Genomic DNA, 16,122 nt, shown 5'->3' on the forward strand with positions numbered 1-16,122 from the left:
CGGGTGGCGGGAAAACCCGATGAGGAATGTCGCACCGGCTGCCTAAGGTGGCGCCATGACGACCGCGAGCTCCCGGGCAGGCATCCCGTGCGAGGACACAGGCGGTGCGCCGGCCATCGCGCTGCGGGGCGTGGTCAAACGGTTCGGCGGGCTCACCGCCGTGGACGGCCTGGATCTGGAGGTTCCGACCGGCATCTGCCTCGGCCTGCTCGGCCCCAACGGCGCGGGCAAGTCCACCACGATGCGGCTGCTGACCGCGCAGGCGCTCGCCGACGAGGGCACGATCGACGTGCTGGGTCATCCGATCCCGCGCGAGTCGAAGCGGGCCCGGGCGCAGATGGGCGTCGTGCCGCAACAGGACAACATGGACGAGGAGCTCACCGCCCGCGAGAACCTCGAGGTGTTCGCGCATCTCTACCGGGTGCCGCGGGCCGGCCGCCGCGCGGCGGTCGACGACGCGCTGGCGCTCGCTCATCTCACCGGGCGCCAGCACACCCGGGTGGACGACCTGTCCGGCGGGATGCGACGGCGGTTGCTCATCGCACGGGGGCTGGTGCACCGTCCCCGGCTCGTGCTGCTCGACGAGCCGACGGTGGGCCTTGATCCACAGATTCGCGCGGAGTTGTGGGGCCTCATCGACGCGCTGCGGGCGGCCGGCACGACGGTGCTGATGTCGACGCACTACATCGAGGAGGCCGAGCGGCTCGCCGACGAGTGCGCCCTCATGTCGCAGGGCAGGATCGCCGCCCGCGGCACACCGGCCAAGCTCATCGAGGAGTACGCCGGCACCTGGGCGGTCGAGCACTACGGGCCGCCGGCACGGCTCGCCGAGGTCGAGGAGCTGGTACGGGCGGCCGGTCTGCCGGCCCGCCCCACCGGCACGTCGGTGTCGGTGCTGCGGGCCGAGTCGATGACCGAGTCGCTGGCGGACGCGCTCGGCCCGGGTGGCGTACGACGCCCGGCCAACCTCGAGGACGTCTTCGTCGTCCTCACCGGGGAGCAAGTGGAATGAGCCTCGTCGAACCGGTCGAAACCACGTCCGCGACGCCTCCGCGTCACCGGATCGAGCTCGCGGCGCTGCAGGGCACGTGGCGGCACGAGATCGCGCTGTTCCGTCGCTACTGGCGGTCGCAGTCGTTCGCCTCGATGTTCGAGCCGACCTTCATGATGCTGGCGTTCGGCTACGGCTTCGGCTCGCTCATGGCGATGGTCGGCGACTACCGCTACCTCGACTTCGTCGGCACCGGCATGGTGGGCACGGCCGCCCTGTTCACCTCGGTGTTCCCCGGGATGTTCAACGGCTATATCCGCCGGGTCTTCCAGCACACCTACGACGCGATGCTCGCCACCCCGCTGGACGTGCACGAGCTCGTCACCGGCGAGGTCACCTGGATCGCGGCGAAGTCGTCGGTCTACGGGTGCGCGCCCCTGTTCGTGGCCATGGCGTTCGGCCTCGATCCGAGCCCCGGGATGCTGCTCGTGCCGCTGATCGTGTTCGTCACGGCCCTCGGCTTCGGGCTGCTCGGCATGTGGACCTCGACGATCGTGCCGTCGATCAACTCCTTCGACTACGTGATCACCGGGGTGGTGACTCCGCTGTTCCTCGTGGCGGGGACGTTCTTTCCGATCAGCGCTCTGCCGGGCTGGGTGCACGTCGCCGCTCAGTTCAACCCCCTGCTGCACTGCGTCGAACTCGTTCGCCATGCCGTGTTCGGCGTCCGGCCGCTCGCCGATGCCGGCCATTTCGGCGTGCTGCTGCTGTTCGCCGCGCTGATGTGGGTGCTGGCGGTCCGGGGGATGCGCCGTCGCCTGATCGGATAGCCGGGGCCCGCCCTTCACTATTGACCTGGGGTGACGTCCGTCCCTAGCCTGACGCGAAACTTCTTCATGTTGATGGAGATCGCCATGGCGACGGGCATCACCCGGCGGGACCGTCAGGCGCGCGCCTCCGCCTATGCGAGCTTCGCGGTGCAGGGGCTTTGCTTCTCAGCGATGGTGACGCGCGTGCCGCGCATCCAGGACGCGCACGGCCTCAGCGACGGCAGGCTGGCCGTCGTCCTGCTCCTGGTGCCGGTGATCGCGGGGCTGGGCAGTGTCCTGTCCGGTGTGGTGTTCCCGCGCTGGGGCAGCGCGACGGTGCTGCGCGTCTGTCAGCCTGCGGTGTGCGCGACGATCGCACTCGTCGGGCTGGTGGACGGCGACGCCGCGCTGTACGCGGCCGTCGCGCTCTTCGGCCTGTTCGTCGGTGCGGTCGACGCGTCGATGAACGCCCAGGCGGTGGCGGTCGAGCGCCGGTACGGGCTCAGCCTGATCACCGGCTTCTACGCCGTCTGGAGCGCGGCCGGGATCGCCGGCGGGCTGTGGTCCGCGCTGGCGAACAAGCTGGATCTGTCGCTGTTCGCCGGCTTCGCTGTGCCGGCGCTGGTGGGCATCGCCGTTTCGCTGCTCACCGGCTCGCGGCTGCTGCACAGGTCCGAAGAGGGCCCGGCGCCCAGTTCGCGGGAGCTCAAGGCCGCCGCCGAGCAGGTGCCATGGCGGCCGGTGCTGATCGTGGGCACCGCGATGGCGTGCATGTACGTCGCCGACGCGGCCACCTCGGGCTACAGCACCAAGTACCTCGAGGACGAGCTCGGCGGTTCGTCCAGCATCGCACCGCTCGCCTACGTCGCCTACCAGATCGCCATGGTGGCCGCCCGTGCCGTAGCAGACCTGGGCGTCCGCCGCCTCGGCGCCGCCAGCGTCGTACGGGCCGGCGGGCTCACCGGGCTGATCGGCATGATCGGAGTCGTCGCCGCCCCCAACGCACCGGTCGCCATCGCCGCGTTCGCGGTGATGGGCCTCGGCCTGTGCGTCGTACCGCCCGTCGCGTTCTCGGCCGCGGGCCGGGTGGACCCCACCGGCCTGGGTGTCGCCGTCGCCCGGGTCAACGTCTTCAACTATGTCGGTTTCGTCCTGGGCGCGGCGATCGTCGGGGCCATCGCGCCGACGAACCCCGATAACGGGCTGCGCCTGGCCTTCGTCGTACCGACCGTGCTCACCCTCGTGATCGTCGTGACCGCCCGCGGCTTCCAGCCCGAACCGGCCCGGACGGCGTCATCCGATGATCACACGGTCGCCCCGTAGTCGCTGACGCGTGCTGGGCCCGCCGGCCCGGCCCCGATACGCATCTTGGGTACGCGCATCTTCGTGGATCACGCCGGCCGACATGATCCACGAAGACGTACGAGTCGGACTGGAGATGGGCCCCGACCGCTCAGGGATGGAATCCTTCGACACTTTGCGGCTCGGCGGACGGCACCGCCTCGCCCCGTTCCTCGGCCAGCGCGTAACGCAGCACCGTCTCAGCGGCGTCCGCGGCCGTGCGAGCCATGAGCGCGTGCGTGTGCGCCCGGTCTATGTCACCCAGCTCGACGCAGTCGAACGCCACCTGAGCGTCGTGGACGGCCAGTTGAAGCTGTCGGTTCGCCTCTTGCACGTTCATCTGACATGCCTCCTCATCTGACCGCGTGTCCTACCCGTCACTCCCAGGAGTAACCGCGCTTCCCACCAGTGCCATCGCCCGGGCCAGCCGAGCCGGCGAGAGCGCGGCGTAGCCGAGCACGAGCGCGGCACTCGGCGCCGGACCCCACCACAGCGGACCCGCGCCGTCGACGGCCACGCCCATCCGTCCGGCCGCCTCGACGACGCTCTGCTCCCGCATTCCCACGGGCAGTTCGACGTACACATGCAGTCCGGCCGAGACCCCATGCACTCGGCAGCCCGGCAGATGCGCGCGCACGGCCTCCACGAGCGCGTCCCGGCGCAGCCGGTACTGCCTGCGCATCACCCGCAGATGCCGGTCATAGCTTCCAGAGGCGATCAGCTCCGCGAGCGCGTGCTGCTCTATCACGGGGCCGCCGAGGTCGGTGCCGGCTCGATACGCGCGCACCCGCTCCGCCAGCGGCCGCGGCGCGACGACCCAGCCGAGCCGCAGTGCCGGCGCCAGCGACTTGCTCACCGAGCCGGTCAGCACGACTCGGTCGGGAGCGATGCCCTGCAGGCACCCCACGGGCTCACGGTCATAGCGGAACTCGGCGTCGTAGTCGTCCTCGATCACGATCCCGTCGACCGCACGGGCCCACGACACCAGCTCGGCCCGCCGCCGGGCCGACAGCACCACCCCGGTGGGGTACTGATGGGCAGGAGTGACCAGCACCGCCCGTGCCCCGGTCCTGTCCAGCGCCGTCACGTCGACGCCCTGTCCGTCCACGGGGACCCGGACGAGCTCCACCCCGGCCTCTTCCAGCAGCGGCACCTGGTGGACGCTGGCCGGATCCTCCACCGCCAGCCGGCGATGCCCGTCCTCGGCCAGCAGGCGTACGACGATCGCCAGCCCATGGGCCACACCCTGGGTGACGACGACCCGCTCGGGCGTGACGTGCGCGGCGCGTACGCGGCCGAGCTGGCCGGCGAGCTCGGCTCGCAGCACCGGGGCGCCGGCCGGGTCCGGATAGCCGAGCTCGTCATACTGCAGCGCTCGCAACGCGGCGCGGATCGAACTCGACCAGCGCTCCCGGGGAAACGCCGCCAGATCGGGCACCCCGGGCCGCAGATCGTAGGAGACCGGCGGCGCGTCACGGGCCGGCCTCCGGTCCCGGCCGGGGCGCGACTCCGGCAGCGGGTTCTGCGTGGCGGCCATGGGCCCGACCCGGGTGCCGTCACCGCGTCGCGCGACGAGGAAGCCCTCGGCGAGGAGCTGCTCGTAGGCCGCCACCACGACACCGCGCGACACGCCCAGATCCCTGGCCAGGTCGCGGCTCGACGGCAGCCGGGAGCCGGCCGCGAGCCGGCCGCCCCGGATGGCCGCACGCAGGCCGGCGGCGACCTGGCCGGACATCCGCCCGGCGGCGCGATCGAAGTGGAGATGAAGGTCGGTCATGTGATCGCCGAAATGAGAGAGGGGATGATGAGGCTTGGTCCTGATTCCGGCCTGCTGATTGGCTCTGTCTCCGGGACCAATCGGAGCCCTAGCGTTCCACGCCATGAACAGTTCCGCCAACGCCCGGGGCATGTTGGGCGCCGCGAGCGCCATGTTCCTCGTCGGCACGCTCACCGGCGTGTCGGCGACCATCCAGGATTATCCGGTCTTCGGCGGGCAGGCCCTTCGCTACGCGCTCGCCGCGCTCGTCCTGCTCGCCGCCGCCCGCCTGCACGACCGCCGCGCGCCGAGGGGGCGAACGGCTGCGAGATCACGCCGGGCAGGCCGGACGCCGGTCCGCGATGTGCTGTTGCTGGTGGCCCTGGCCGCGACCGGGCTCGCGGGGTTCAACGTCTTCGTCGTCATGGCCACCAGGCACACGAGCCCTTCGACCGTCGGCACCGTGATCGCGACGGTCCCCGTGGTGCTCGCTCTACTGGGGCCGCTGCTGGAGCGCAGGCGGCCTGCTCCGCTCACGGTGGCCGCCGCGCTCGTCGTCACGGCCGGGGCGGCGCTGGCCAACGGACTCGGCGGCGGCAGCCTGACCGGGCTGCTGCTGTCCATGGGGGCGCTGGCCGGGGAGATCGGGTTCTCGCTGCTGGCCGTGCCGCTCCTGCCGCGACTCGGCCCGATCAGGGTGTCGGCGTACGCCGCGGCGCTCGCCGTGCCGATGCTGATCATCGCCGGATTGATCGCCGACGGCCGCGGCTTCGTACGCCTCCCCACGGCCGGCGAGGCCGCGGCGCTGCTCTACCTCTCGGCGATCGTCACCACCGTCGCGTTCTTCCTGTGGTACGACGCCCTCGGCCGGCTCGGCGCGGACCGGGCCGGGCTGTTCGCCGGGGTCATCCCGGTCAGTGCGGCGATCATCACGGTGGTGCTCGGGCTCGGCCGGCCGGGCCCCGCCGAGCTCGCCGGGGTGGGGCTCGTCGCGCTCGGCGTGGTCACAGGTCTGGCGCCGCGACGCCGGATTCGTGTCGCTCTCGCGGCCCCGTGACCCCCTCGCGCAGTGCGTGCGCCGGTTCACTCAGTGCGTGTGCCGACGGCGTTCCTCCTCGCGGAGGTTGTGCAGCACCAAAGCGATCAAGGTGACGAGGAGCGCGATCACGACGGCCAACCCGACGAACATCAGTGCCGCATAGCCCAGTCCGTGATTCGGATCGGGCGGGGCGGAGAGATCCAACAGCTGCCATGCCAACATGACGATCCCCGATCGGAGCGCTTACCGGCTCCCTTCCACTCAATACCTGCCCCGTCCCGTCTCGCAAGAACCCCCGGCCGGAGATGAGGTGATCAGCGGCACGCCGTACGCTGAGCCCACCCCCGCGGATTGAGGAGAGGCCTGCGCGATGCCCGAGTTCGCCCACACCGACCTGCTGCCGCTCGGTCCCGACGAGACCGAGTACCGCCTGCTCACGACGGACGGGGTGAGCACGTTCGAAGCGGACGGCCGGGCCTTCCTGCGCGTCGAGCCCGAGGTGCTGAGGCAGCTCACCGAGACGGCGATCCACGACATCTCCCACCAGTTGCGGCCCGCCCACCTCGAGCAACTGCGCCGGATCCTCGACGACCCGGAGTCCTCGCCCAACGACCGGTTCGTCGCGCTCGACCTGCTCAAGAACGCCAACATCGCGGCCGCCGGCGTGCTGCCCATGTGCCAGGACACCGGCACCGCCATCGTCATGGGCAAACGCGGCCAGCATGTCCTCACCGACGGCCGGGATGAAGAGCACATCTCGCGCGGCGTGTACGACGCCTACACCAGGCTCAACCTGCGCTATTCGCAGCTGGCGCCGCTCTCCATGTGGGAGGAGCGGAACACCGGCAGCAACCTGCCCGCGCAGGTCGAGCTGTACGCGACCGGCGGCGACCCGGCGACGAGCGGGGCCTACAAGTTCCTCTTCATGGCCAAGGGCGGGGGCAGCGCCAACAAGTCCTTCCTCTACCAGGAGACCAAGGCCGTACTGAACCCCAAGCGGATGCTCGCCTTCCTGGAGGAGAAGATCCGCTCGCTGGGCACCGCCGCCTGTCCCCCGTACCACCTGGCGATCGTGGTCGGCGGCACCAGCGCCGAGTACGCGCTGAAGACCGCCAAGTACGCCTCCGCGCACTACCTCGACGCGCTGCCGACCGCAGGTTCGGCCGGAGGGCACGGCTTCCGCGATCTGGAGCTCGAACAGCAGGTCTTCGAGCTCACCCAGCGACTCGGCATCGGCGCCCAGTTCGGCGGCAAGTACTTCTGCCACGACGTCCGGGTGGTCCGGCTGCCCCGCCACGGCGCCTCCTGCCCCGTGGCCATCGCGGTGTCCTGCAGCGCCGACCGGCAGGCCCTGGCGAAGATCACCGCTGACGGCGTGTTCCTGGAGCGGCTCGAGACCGATCCCGCGAAGTACCTGCCGGAGACCACCGACGACGATCTGTCCGGCGACGTCGTGCGCGTCGACCTGAACCGGCCGATGGACGAGATCCGGGCCGAGCTCAGCGGATACCCGGTCAAGACCCGGCTGTCACTGACCGGGCCGCTCGTCGTGGCCCGTGACATCGCGCACGCCAAGATCAAGGAGCGGCTCGACGCGGGCGAGCCGATGCCCGGCTACCTGCGCGACCACGCCGTCTACTACGCGGGCCCGGCCAAGACCCCGGAGGGTTACGCGAGCGGTTCGTTCGGGCCGACCACCGCCGGCCGGATGGACTCGTACGTGGAGCAGTTCCAGGCGGCGGGCGGATCGCTCGTGATGCTCGCCAAGGGCAACCGATCCAAGCAGGTGACCGACGCGTGCAAGGCGCACGGAGGGTTCTACCTCGGTTCCATCGGAGGTCCCGCCGCCCGGCTCGCCCAGGACTGCATCAAGAAGGTCGAGGTCGTCGAGTACGCCGAACTCGGCATGGAGGCGGTCTGGAAGGTCGAGGTCGAGGACTTCCCCGCGTTCATCGTCGTCGACGACAAGGGCGATGACTTCTTCGGCTCCTCGGCCGAAGGCACGAGCGCCCCGCTGCTGACCATCGGCAGACGCTGAACATCGGAACGCACTGACCATCGGCAGGCGCTCACCGAACGGTGGTCCGTCGCGGGCTCGCCACCCTCATCCGCCGGTCGGGCTCGCCGGCGGCCCCGCCGACTCCGGAGGGGAGTCACCGACCTCGGGGGTCGGCGTGGCCTTCATCGGCTCGTCGATCAGCGTCGGCTCCGGTGTGGGCCCGCGGTCGCCGCGTTCGCTCGACTCGGGCGCGGGCCTCGCCACGAGGTGCGACGGCGGAACCGAGCGTCGCGCCACCGGGCCGGACGGCACGCGGGCCGCCGGGCCCGGCCGCGGCCGGATCCGCACGAGGCGGTGCGGCCTCCGCTCGGCGCCCAGAGTGGGAACGGGTGCCCCGGTCCCCGGGCGCTGTCGCACTCCGCCACCGGATTCGGAGCCGGTGCCCGTGCCGGATTCCGTGCCGGGTCCGGCGACGGCGATCGTGGCGGCCGCCACGATCGCTCCGACGGCGGCCACTGCCGCGCCCACCCGCGCGTGGGCGGCAGGAGCCATCAGACGGCTCCGGCGCACCGCCGCCTGGGCGGCGGTGGCGGTGGATCTGGCGCCTCCCCTGGCATCCCGCCCGGTACCTGCCCGAGCCCGGACGCCCGGGCCGATCCGGATCTCGGCGCGGGCCCGGGCCGGGCGGGTCCGCACGTCGACGCCGGCCGCGTCCAGTACATCCACGATCTCCGCGGCCACCGGCCGCATGGCCGGGTCCCTGGCCAGGGCACCGGCGACCAGGCCCCGCAGCCGCCCGGTGAGGCCCCCGAGATCGGGGGTGCCGTTGACGATCCGCTCGCCCAGCTCGGTACCACCGCCGGTGCCGTACGGATGACGGCCCGAGGCCGCTAAGGCCACCAGACAGCCCCAGCCGAACACGTCCGAGGCGGCCACCGCGGAGCGGCCGAGTAGCCGTTCGGGCGCGATCCACCCGGGGCTTCCCATGATGATTCCCGCTTGCGTGTCCCCGCGGACCACATCGGCTTCACGCGCGATACCGAAATCGATCACGCGAGGCCCGTCACGGGCGAGGAGCACATTTTCCGGCTTCAGGTCACGGTGCACGAGCCCCGCTTCGTGAATGGCGACCAGCGCGGCGGCGATTCCGGTGGCGACCGCGTGCAGCCGGGGCCCGGTCAGCGGCCCGTCCTCCTCGACCACCCGGGACAGTGGCGGACCCTCGATGAACTCGGTGACGATGTACGGCGCGGTGCCGTGGGAGGCGTCCTCGATGACGCGCGCCGTTCCCGCCGTCACCCGGCGCGCGAACCGCGCCTCGGCCACGAACCGCCTGCGCAGGTCGTCCACGTCGGCGTAGAGCGGATGCAGGGTCTTGATCGCGACCGGCTCCGAGTCGCGCGAGGAGCCCAGATAGACCACGCCCATGCCGCCGACGCCGATCCGAGCGAGCAGCCGGTACCGCCCGATCACGGACGGATCCTCCAGCGTGAGCGGCTGCACGCCCTCGGGCAGCCGGACCGGTGCGTCTCCGCCCATCACAGCTCTCCTGGTAACAGACGGCCCCGATTTCCCTGCCGCACGACGTTTCCCAATTTCCCCGAATTTACACGCATGCATAGCTTTGTGAGGGAATTTGCGCCGCATCCGGTCTGCGGCACGTCAATCCGGTATGTTTCTCGCCGTGGTGCAGTCACGAGGCGGCATTTCGGTGGCCAATCGCTATCGACTGCTCGCAGAGTTGGGCTACGGCCCCATGGGCACCGTCTGGCGAGCCCATGACGACCGCCTCGACCGCGCTGTGGCGATCAAGGAGCTACGGCTCCTCGTGACGGTCACCGAGGCCGACCCCGCCGTGTTCGTCGAAAGGACGCTTCGCAGCGCCCGCGCCACGGCTCAGCTCGGTCACCCCTCGATCGCCGAGATCTACGACGTCATCGTCGAGCACGGCCGTCCCTGGGTGGTGATGGAGCTCGTGCAGGGTGCCGATCTGGCACAGGTCATCGCACGCAGCGGTCCGCTCACGCCAGAGCGCGTCACCGAGATCGCCCGCCGCCTGCTGGACGCCCTCGGCGCCGCTCACAACGCCGGAATACTGCACCGCAACATCAAGCCCAGCAATGTCCTGCTCACGCCGGACGGCCGCGTGCTGCTGACCGACTTCGCCGTCGTGGATCCTGCGGTCCCCGCCGGCGCGCCGGCGGGTTTCGGCCACCCCCAGGGCCGGGTACCGTCGCCGGGCTATGTCGCGCCGGAGGTCGCCCGAGGGGGCGAGCCGACGTCGAAGTCGGATCTGTGGTCCCTCGGCGCCATCCTCTACACGGCCGTGGAAGGGCGCGCTCCGTACGACCGGCGGGGCGCGACACTCCCACCTGGAGTGCCCGCGACCGAGGATCCGCTGCCACCGCAGTTGGCCGGTGCCCCGCTCACGTCCGTGATCATGGGACTGCTGGAGCGCAATCCGGCCGTGCGGCTCACCCATGCCCGTGCGGCCGATCGCTTGGAGCGCGCCACGGCCCCGCGATCGCGCCGCCGCGCGGCCCAGCGGCATCGGATGATGGTCGCCGTCTCTCTCGCCGCCGCCACCTGCGCCATCGGGATCCTCGGCCTCGGCGGCCTGGTCCTGGGGATGACGCGGGAGAAGCCGGACACCACCGCGGCCGACGTATCCGCCGCCCTCACGGAACCGGCGAGCGGTCCCGAACTCGAACCTGAGGGCGTGCAGTCGAACGCACTCGTCATCCGGGCCGCCGGAGGGCCGTGCAGGGTCTTCGTCGCCCGGCCGGGCAACACCGAGGTCGTCTTCGACGGCGTGCTGGCCGACGGCCAGGTCGGGCAGTACGACCTGCCGCGCCTCGACGCCGTGGTCAACGACACGGCCACATGCGAGGTGTGGATCCACGGATCGCTGGAACCGAAGGGCCGGCCCGGCGAGCGGAAGCGGTACACCGTCACCGAGCGGTGACACCGCCGGCGGTGATCGCGGGACCTCCGCGAGACGCCCTCACCCGCCCGGGTACGGTCGGGTGAGGAGGTGTCGGGATGGCCGAGCAGGAGTACCGGATCGAGCACGACTCAATGGGAGAGGTACGCGTCCCGGCCGATGCCCGGTGGCGCGCGCAGACGCAACGGGCCGTCGAGAACTTCCCGATCTCGGGCACCACCCTCCAGCGGGCGCACATCGCCGCGCTGGCGCAGATCAAGGCCGCCGCGGCCAAGGTGAACGCACAGCTCGGCGTGCTCGACAAGGACATGGCCGACGCGATAGCCGAGGCCGCCCGCGAGGTGGCGGACGGCGCGTGGGACCGCCATTTCCCGATCGACGTGTTCCAGACCGGGTCGGGGACCTCGTCCAACATGAACGCCAACGAGGTGATCGCCACGCTCGCGGCCGAGCGGCTCGGGCGGGACGTTCACCCCAACGACCACGTCAACGCGTCCCAGTCGTCCAACGACGTGTTCCCGTCGTCGATCCATGTCGCGGCCACCGGCGGCGTGCTCGATGACCTGATCCCCGCGCTGCGCCGCCTGGAGGACTCCCTGAGCCGCAAGGCCGCCGAGTTCTCGACCGTGGTGAAGGCGGGCCGGACGCATTTGATGGACGCCACCCCCGTCACGCTCGGCCAGGAGTTCGGCGGATACGCCACTCAGACGCGGCTCGGGGTCGAGCGGCTCGAGGCCGCGCTTCCCCGGCTCGCCGAGCTGCCGCTCGGCGGCACGGCCGTGGGCACCGGCCTCAACACCCCACGGGGCTTCGCCGAGCAGGTGATAGCGGAGATCGCCCGGGCCACCGGGCTGCCGCTCACCGAGGCTCGCGATCACTTCGAGGCCCAAGGCGCCCGGGACGCGCTCGTCGAGACCAGCGGCGCGCTCCGTACCATCGCCGTCGGCCTGTACAAGATCGCCAACGACCTGCGGTGGATGTCCTCGGGGCCGCGTGCCGGGCTTGCCGAGATCCACCTGCCCGACCTGCAGCCAGGATCGTCGATCATGCCGGGCAAGGTGAATCCGGTGATCCCCGAGGCGGTCTGTCAGGTCGTCGGCCAGGTGATCGGCAATGACGCCGCCATCGCCTTCGGCGGAGCGGCGGGCAACTTCGAGCTGAATGTCATGCTGCCGCTGCTGGGCCGCAATCTGCTGGAGTCGATCCGGCTGCTGGCCAACGTGTCACGCCTGCTGGCCGACCGGTGCGTGGACGGCATCGAGGCCGACGCCGACCGCTGCCTGGAGTACGCGGCGTCGTCGCCGTCGATCGTCACGGCGTTGAACCGCTACCTCGGGTACGAGGAGGCTGCGAGCGTCGCCAAGCAGGCCCTCGCCGAGCGCAAGACGATCCGGGCGGTCGTGCTGGAACGAGGGCATGTCGACCGGGGCACGCTCACCACCGAGCAGCTGGACGCCGCCCTCGACCTTCTGGCGATGACCCGCCCGCAGGGCTCGTAGCCCCGCCCCCCGGGCGACGCCCCGCCCTCTGGGGACGGCGTGCCCGGGGATGACGCCGGCCGAGGCCGGGCTCGCGGCTTAGGGCCGGCTCAGTACCAGCCCTGCCGGTTGAAGGCCGCCCAGGCTCCGCACGGGGTGTTGTAGCGGGACTTGATGTAACCGAGGCCCCATTTGATCTGGGTCGTCGCGTTGGTCTGCCAGTTGGGTCCGGCGGTCGCCATCTTGCTGCCGGGCTTGGCCTGCGGGATGCCGTACGCGCCCGAGGGGTTGGCGGCGGTCACCCGCCAGCCGCTCTCCCTTTGCCACAGTTCCACCAGGCAGCCGAACTGGCTCGCGGGGTTGAAGCCGAAATCGGGCAGCAGCGCCTTGGCGATCCGCTGTGCCTCACCGGCCGGCACGGGGTTGCCCGCCGACGGCGGGGCGCCCGGGGTGTCCTCCGGCGTCTTGGAGGGCAGCGGGGTGCCCTTCAGGGCCAGCACGGGCCGCCGGACGGAGTCCTTGCGCGCGTCCCGAGAGGCGCGCTGCGCCGCGAGCTTGAGGCGCGCGTCCTCCGCGGCCTGCAGATCGGCCGCCGAGGGCTGGTCGCCCGCGCCGTCGGCGAGCGGGGCTGGAGCGACCGTCTGCTTGTCCGAGCCGCCCGTCATGGCCATGGCGCCGGCCGCGCCACCGCCCACGACCACGATCGCGGCGGCCGCCACCGCGCCGATCCTGATGAGGCGCTGACGCCTCTGGGGCCGGCCGATGTCCTCGCCGCGCGTCTGCTCGAGAGGCGCGCCTGCGACTCTCACATCGACGTGAGGGGTGAGGTAACCCGGAGAGGCGGGAACCGCCTCCTGGGCGCCGGACTTGAAGTCCGCGAGTTCTTCGTACTGTCGACTGTCTCGCCTAGGGGACGACCCGTGATGGCCTCCGTACAAGGCGGTCCTTCCGACGGTCGGGCGCGCATGGGCACACGCACGAGTGCGGTCACCCCCCGGCGCGATCACGCCCGGGCGTCCCGGGAGAGCGTCATGCCTGCGGTGCGATGCGGTCAGTTCGCGGCGTTCAGGGGCGGCCGCGCTGCGCCTCACGCACCCGGGGGTGCTTACGGCGCCCCACACTGCCCGACTCCTGGGGGGGCCTCGCAACCGGAACATGACCAGGGGGCCAGGTGGCCGTTTTGTCAACCACCTCGCCGAACCGGCGAAACCGCAGGGAGACCAGCGGTTCTAGTGAATTAACGAGCCCGATGTGGCATTAGTCACATTGTCGCGGAACGGGTTTGCCGCAGGACAGACCGTGATTGATCAAAGGTGCGGCGGGGCGGTCTCGGAGCCGGCGAGGAGCGGAGGAGACGACGGACCGCATCGACGTGGCACCCGGAAGCGCCCGCGATGCTCGATCCGGCGATCCTCGGCGTCGCTCGGCCGCGAGACCGCCTGCGATCACACCCCGACGTCGCCGAGAAGGTCGGTGACGAGGGCCGCGATCGGTGAGCGCTCCGACCGGGTCAGCGTCACATGAGCGAAGAGCGGATGGCCCTTCAGCTTCTCGACGACGGCGACGACCCCGTCGTGCCGGCCGACCCGGAGGTTGTCGCGCTGTGCGACGTCGTGGGTCAGCACCACCCTGGACCCCGCGCCGATCCTCGAGAGCACCGTCAGCAGAACGCCGCGTTCGAGTGACTGCGCCTCGTCCACGATCACGAAGGCGTCGTGCAGCGAACGGCCGCGGATGTGCGTCAGGGGCAGCACCTCGAGCATGCCACGGTCCAAAACCTCCTCGATGACCTCTGGCGTGGTCACCGCCGACAGGGTGTCGAAGACGGCCTGTGCCCAGGGCGACATCTTCTCGTTCTCCGACCCGGGCAGGTAACCGAGGTCCTGCCCGCCCACGGCGTAGAGCGGCCGGAAGACGACGACCTTGCGGTGCTGCCGCCGCTCGAGCACGGCCTCGAGGCCCGCGCAGAGCGCGAGCGCCGACTTGCCGGTGCCCGCCCGGCCACCGAGCGACACGATGCCGACGTCCTCGTCCGAGAGCAGGTCCAGCGCCACCCGCTGCTCCGCCGAACGGCCGCGCAACCCGAACACCTCACGGTCGCCCCGAACGAGACGCACGGACTTGTCGGGCAGCATCCGGCCCAGAGCCGAGCCCTTCGAGGAGAGCAGCCGCAGACCGGTATGGCAGGGCAGATCGCCGATGTCGGCGCCCAGCACCGCCTCCGGTTCGAGCCGGCCGGACTCGTACAGTTGCTCGACCTGCTCGTCGGTCACCTCCAGTTCGTGCATGCCGGTCCAACCGGACTCGACCACCGCCAGTTCCGCGCGATACTCCTCCGCGGCCAGACCGACCGATGCGGCCTTCACCCGCAGCGGCAGATCCTTGGACACGAGCACGACGTCGCGACCCTCCAGGGAGAGCCAGCGGGCCACTGACAGGATGCGGGTGTCGTTGTCACCCAGCCGGAAGCCGTCGGGCAGCACGCTCGGATCCGAGTGGTTGAGCTCCACCCGGACCGTGCCGCCCTGATCGCCGACGGAAAGGGCCTCGTCGAGACGGCCGTGCTCCAATCGCAGGTCGTCGAGCTTGCGCAGCGCCTCACGGGCGAAGAACCCCAGCTCGGGGTGGTGGCGCTTGGCCTCGAGTTCGGTGATGACGACGATGGGAAGTACGACCTCGTGCTCGGCGAACCGGGCTATCGCCCCCGGATCGGCGAGCAGAACGCTGGTGTCGAGGACGTACGTGCGCCGATCCGTGCCAGCAGGCTGGGGGGAGACACGGCGCGAGGAGGAAGTGACCACTCGCTCTCCTTCGGGCGTCGCCGGACGGATCCGGGTGCCGACGCCCCTACCTCGGGGAGGAAACCTGATTCCACGCTACGGCCGGTCCTCCGGATTCGGACAGTGACACCCGTCACAGTCCCCACCAGTGGATCAGGAACCGTAACGCCTGTGCCGCGCGGCGTAGGAACGGAGCGCGCGCAGGAAATCCACCTTGCGAAAGTCCGGCCAGTGGACTTCGCAGAAGTAGAACTCCGAGTGCGCGCTCTGCCAGAGCATGAAGCCGGAGAGGCGTTGCTCTCCCGACGTACGAATGACCAGGTCAGGATCGGGCTGACCGCGCGTGTAGAGATGCTCCGCGATGTGCTCCACATCGAGGACCTCGGCGAGTTCCTCGATGCTGGTGCCTTTGCTCGCCTGCTCGAAGAGCAGAGAGCGCACCGCATCAGCGATCTCACGTCTACCTCCATACCCAACCGCGACGTTCACAATCAGTCCAGGGGCGCCAGATGTGGCCTCACCGGCATCTTTAAGGACACGTGCGGTCTTGTCGGGCAGCAGGTCCAGCGCACCGACCGGTCTGACGTTCCAGCCCGAGGCGGCGAGCTGCTCCACCGTGTTCTCGATGATCTCGAGCAGCGGGTTGAGCTCCTTGGCCGGCCGGGTCAGGTTGTCGGTCGAGAGCAGCCAGAGCGTGACCACCTCGACATCGGCCTCAGTGCACCACTGCAACAGTTCCGAGATCTTGTCAGCGCCGCGCTGGTGCCCGGTGTTGACGTCGGCGAGCCCCATCGACCGGGCCCACCGCCGGTTGCCGTCGAGGATGACGCCGACGTGACGGGGGGTGATGTCCGTGGGCAGCGACGTCCCGACCCGCCATTCGTACAGCCGGTAGAGGAAATCACGTAGTGGTCCCCTGATCAGCGGACCTCTCGTCGCATCCCGACGAACACCCATGGACACTCCTCCGCGTAACGGCCCCCCC

Annotated in this window: 14 protein-coding genes; 7 read left to right on the forward strand and 7 right to left on the reverse strand. The window is 70.8% G+C overall.

The window, feature by feature from the left end:
- Positions 1–55: 55 nt before the first annotated feature.
- From HKK72_RS06450 to HKK72_RS06460, 3 genes are all read left to right on the forward strand, one after another.
- The gene (locus HKK72_RS06450; RefSeq protein ID WP_187233319.1) at positions 56–1,012 is read left to right on the forward strand and encodes an ABC transporter ATP-binding protein; all 957 of its coding nucleotides are present in this window, start codon (positions 56–58) and stop codon (positions 1,010–1,012) included.
- Complete coding sequence (locus HKK72_RS06455) at positions 1,009–1,821, forward strand: ABC transporter permease (protein ID WP_187233320.1); 813 nt, start codon at positions 1,009–1,011, stop codon at positions 1,819–1,821. Before HKK72_RS06450 ends, HKK72_RS06455 begins: the two co-directional genes overlap by 4 nt.
- A gap of 84 nt (positions 1,822–1,905) precedes the next feature.
- Positions 1,906–3,123, forward strand: coding sequence for an MFS transporter (locus HKK72_RS06460; RefSeq protein ID WP_222720400.1), 1,218 nt, complete (start codon positions 1,906–1,908; stop codon positions 3,121–3,123).
- A gap of 130 nt (positions 3,124–3,253) precedes the next feature.
- On the opposite strand, the gene HKK72_RS06465 is transcribed toward HKK72_RS06460, so the two are convergent.
- Both HKK72_RS06465 and HKK72_RS06470 read right to left on the reverse strand, forming a co-directional pair.
- The gene (locus HKK72_RS06465; RefSeq protein ID WP_187233321.1) at positions 3,254–3,481 is read right to left on the reverse strand and encodes a hypothetical protein; all 228 of its coding nucleotides are present in this window, start codon (positions 3,479–3,481) and stop codon (positions 3,254–3,256) included.
- 30 nt (positions 3,482–3,511) lie between these two features.
- The gene (locus HKK72_RS06470; RefSeq protein ID WP_187233322.1) at positions 3,512–4,918 is read right to left on the reverse strand and encodes a PLP-dependent aminotransferase family protein; all 1,407 of its coding nucleotides are present in this window, start codon (positions 4,916–4,918) and stop codon (positions 3,512–3,514) included.
- Between the two features lie 103 nt (positions 4,919–5,021).
- Here HKK72_RS06470 and HKK72_RS06475 point away from each other — a divergent pair, with 103 nt between their 5' ends.
- Complete coding sequence (locus tag HKK72_RS06475) at positions 5,022–5,954, forward strand: DMT family transporter (RefSeq protein ID WP_187233323.1); 933 nt, start codon at positions 5,022–5,024, stop codon at positions 5,952–5,954.
- A gap of 30 nt (positions 5,955–5,984) precedes the next feature.
- Here the strand turns inward: HKK72_RS06475 and HKK72_RS06480 are convergent, their stop codons facing one another.
- On the reverse strand, positions 5,985–6,158 hold the full coding sequence (locus HKK72_RS06480; protein WP_187233324.1) for a hypothetical protein: 174 nt from the start codon (positions 6,156–6,158) through the stop codon (positions 5,985–5,987).
- Positions 6,159–6,306: 148 nt separating this feature from the next.
- On the opposite strand from HKK72_RS06480, the gene HKK72_RS06485 reads away from it, so the two are divergent.
- A complete protein-coding gene (locus tag HKK72_RS06485; RefSeq protein ID WP_187233325.1) occupies positions 6,307–7,974 on the forward strand; it encodes a fumarate hydratase in 1,668 nt (555 codons plus the stop codon).
- A gap of 66 nt (positions 7,975–8,040) precedes the next feature.
- Here HKK72_RS06485 and HKK72_RS06490 read toward each other — a convergent pair whose 3' ends face one another.
- A complete protein-coding gene (locus HKK72_RS06490; protein ID WP_187233326.1) occupies positions 8,041–9,474 on the reverse strand; it encodes a serine/threonine-protein kinase in 1,434 nt (477 codons plus the stop codon).
- A 145-nt stretch (positions 9,475–9,619) separates the two neighbouring features.
- On the opposite strand from HKK72_RS06490, the gene HKK72_RS06495 reads away from it, so the two are divergent.
- Together HKK72_RS06495 and HKK72_RS06500 are read left to right on the forward strand one after the other, a co-directional pair.
- A complete protein-coding gene (locus tag HKK72_RS06495) occupies positions 9,620–10,900 on the forward strand; it encodes a serine/threonine-protein kinase (RefSeq protein ID WP_187233327.1) in 1,281 nt (426 codons plus the stop codon).
- Positions 10,901–10,977: 77 nt separating this feature from the next.
- A complete protein-coding gene (locus HKK72_RS06500; protein WP_187233328.1) occupies positions 10,978–12,378 on the forward strand; it encodes a class II fumarate hydratase in 1,401 nt (466 codons plus the stop codon).
- An 89-nt stretch (positions 12,379–12,467) separates the two neighbouring features.
- Here HKK72_RS06500 and HKK72_RS06505 read toward each other — a convergent pair whose 3' ends face one another.
- The 3 genes from HKK72_RS06505 to HKK72_RS06515 all read right to left on the reverse strand — a co-directional run bounded on the left by HKK72_RS06505 (position 12,468) and on the right by HKK72_RS06515 (position 16,094).
- Positions 12,468–13,076 carry a lytic transglycosylase domain-containing protein gene (locus tag HKK72_RS06505; protein WP_187233329.1) on the reverse strand — a complete coding sequence of 203 codons (609 nt, stop codon included), beginning with the start codon at positions 13,074–13,076 and terminating at the stop codon, positions 12,468–12,470.
- Between the two features lie 726 nt (positions 13,077–13,802).
- Positions 13,803–15,158 (reverse strand): PhoH family protein, encoded by a 1,356-nt coding sequence (locus tag HKK72_RS06510; RefSeq protein ID WP_187233330.1) that lies wholly within the window; start codon positions 15,156–15,158, stop codon positions 13,803–13,805.
- A 132-nt stretch (positions 15,159–15,290) separates the two neighbouring features.
- A complete protein-coding gene (locus HKK72_RS06515; protein ID WP_187233331.1) occupies positions 15,291–16,094 on the reverse strand; it encodes an isoprenyl transferase in 804 nt (267 codons plus the stop codon).
- Positions 16,095–16,122 lie beyond the last annotated feature (28 nt).

The organism is Actinomadura sp. HBU206391 (assembly GCF_014323665.1).
In the GTDB taxonomy this organism is placed as follows: Bacteria; Actinomycetota; Actinomycetes; order Streptosporangiales; family Streptosporangiaceae; genus Actinomadura_C.

Bases quoted from the DNA above. Each gene is read 5' to 3' on its own strand.
- HKK72_RS06450 (WP_187233319.1), top strand. From the start codon at position 56: ATGACGACCGCGAGCTCCCGGGCAGGCATCCCGTGCGAGGACACAGGC.
- HKK72_RS06455 (WP_187233320.1), top strand. From the start codon at position 1,009: ATGAGCCTCGTCGAACCGGTCGAAACCACGTCCGCGACGCCTCCGCGT.
- HKK72_RS06460 (WP_222720400.1), top strand. From the start codon at position 1,906: ATGGCGACGGGCATCACCCGGCGGGACCGTCAGGCGCGCGCCTCCGCC.
- HKK72_RS06465 (WP_187233321.1), bottom strand. From the start codon at position 3,481: ATGAACGTGCAAGAGGCGAACCGACAGCTTCAACTGGCCGTCCACGAC.
- HKK72_RS06470 (WP_187233322.1), bottom strand. From the start codon at position 4,918: ATGACCGACCTTCATCTCCACTTCGATCGCGCCGCCGGGCGGATGTCC.
- HKK72_RS06475 (WP_187233323.1), top strand. From the start codon at position 5,022: ATGAACAGTTCCGCCAACGCCCGGGGCATGTTGGGCGCCGCGAGCGCC.
- HKK72_RS06480 (WP_187233324.1), bottom strand. From the start codon at position 6,158: ATGTTGGCATGGCAGCTGTTGGATCTCTCCGCCCCGCCCGATCCGAAT.
- HKK72_RS06485 (WP_187233325.1), top strand. From the start codon at position 6,307: ATGCCCGAGTTCGCCCACACCGACCTGCTGCCGCTCGGTCCCGACGAG.
- HKK72_RS06490 (WP_187233326.1), bottom strand. From the start codon at position 9,474: ATGGGCGGAGACGCACCGGTCCGGCTGCCCGAGGGCGTGCAGCCGCTC.
- HKK72_RS06500 (WP_187233328.1), top strand. From the start codon at position 10,978: ATGGCCGAGCAGGAGTACCGGATCGAGCACGACTCAATGGGAGAGGTA.
- HKK72_RS06515 (WP_187233331.1), bottom strand. From the start codon at position 16,094: ATGGGTGTTCGTCGGGATGCGACGAGAGGTCCGCTGATCAGGGGACCA.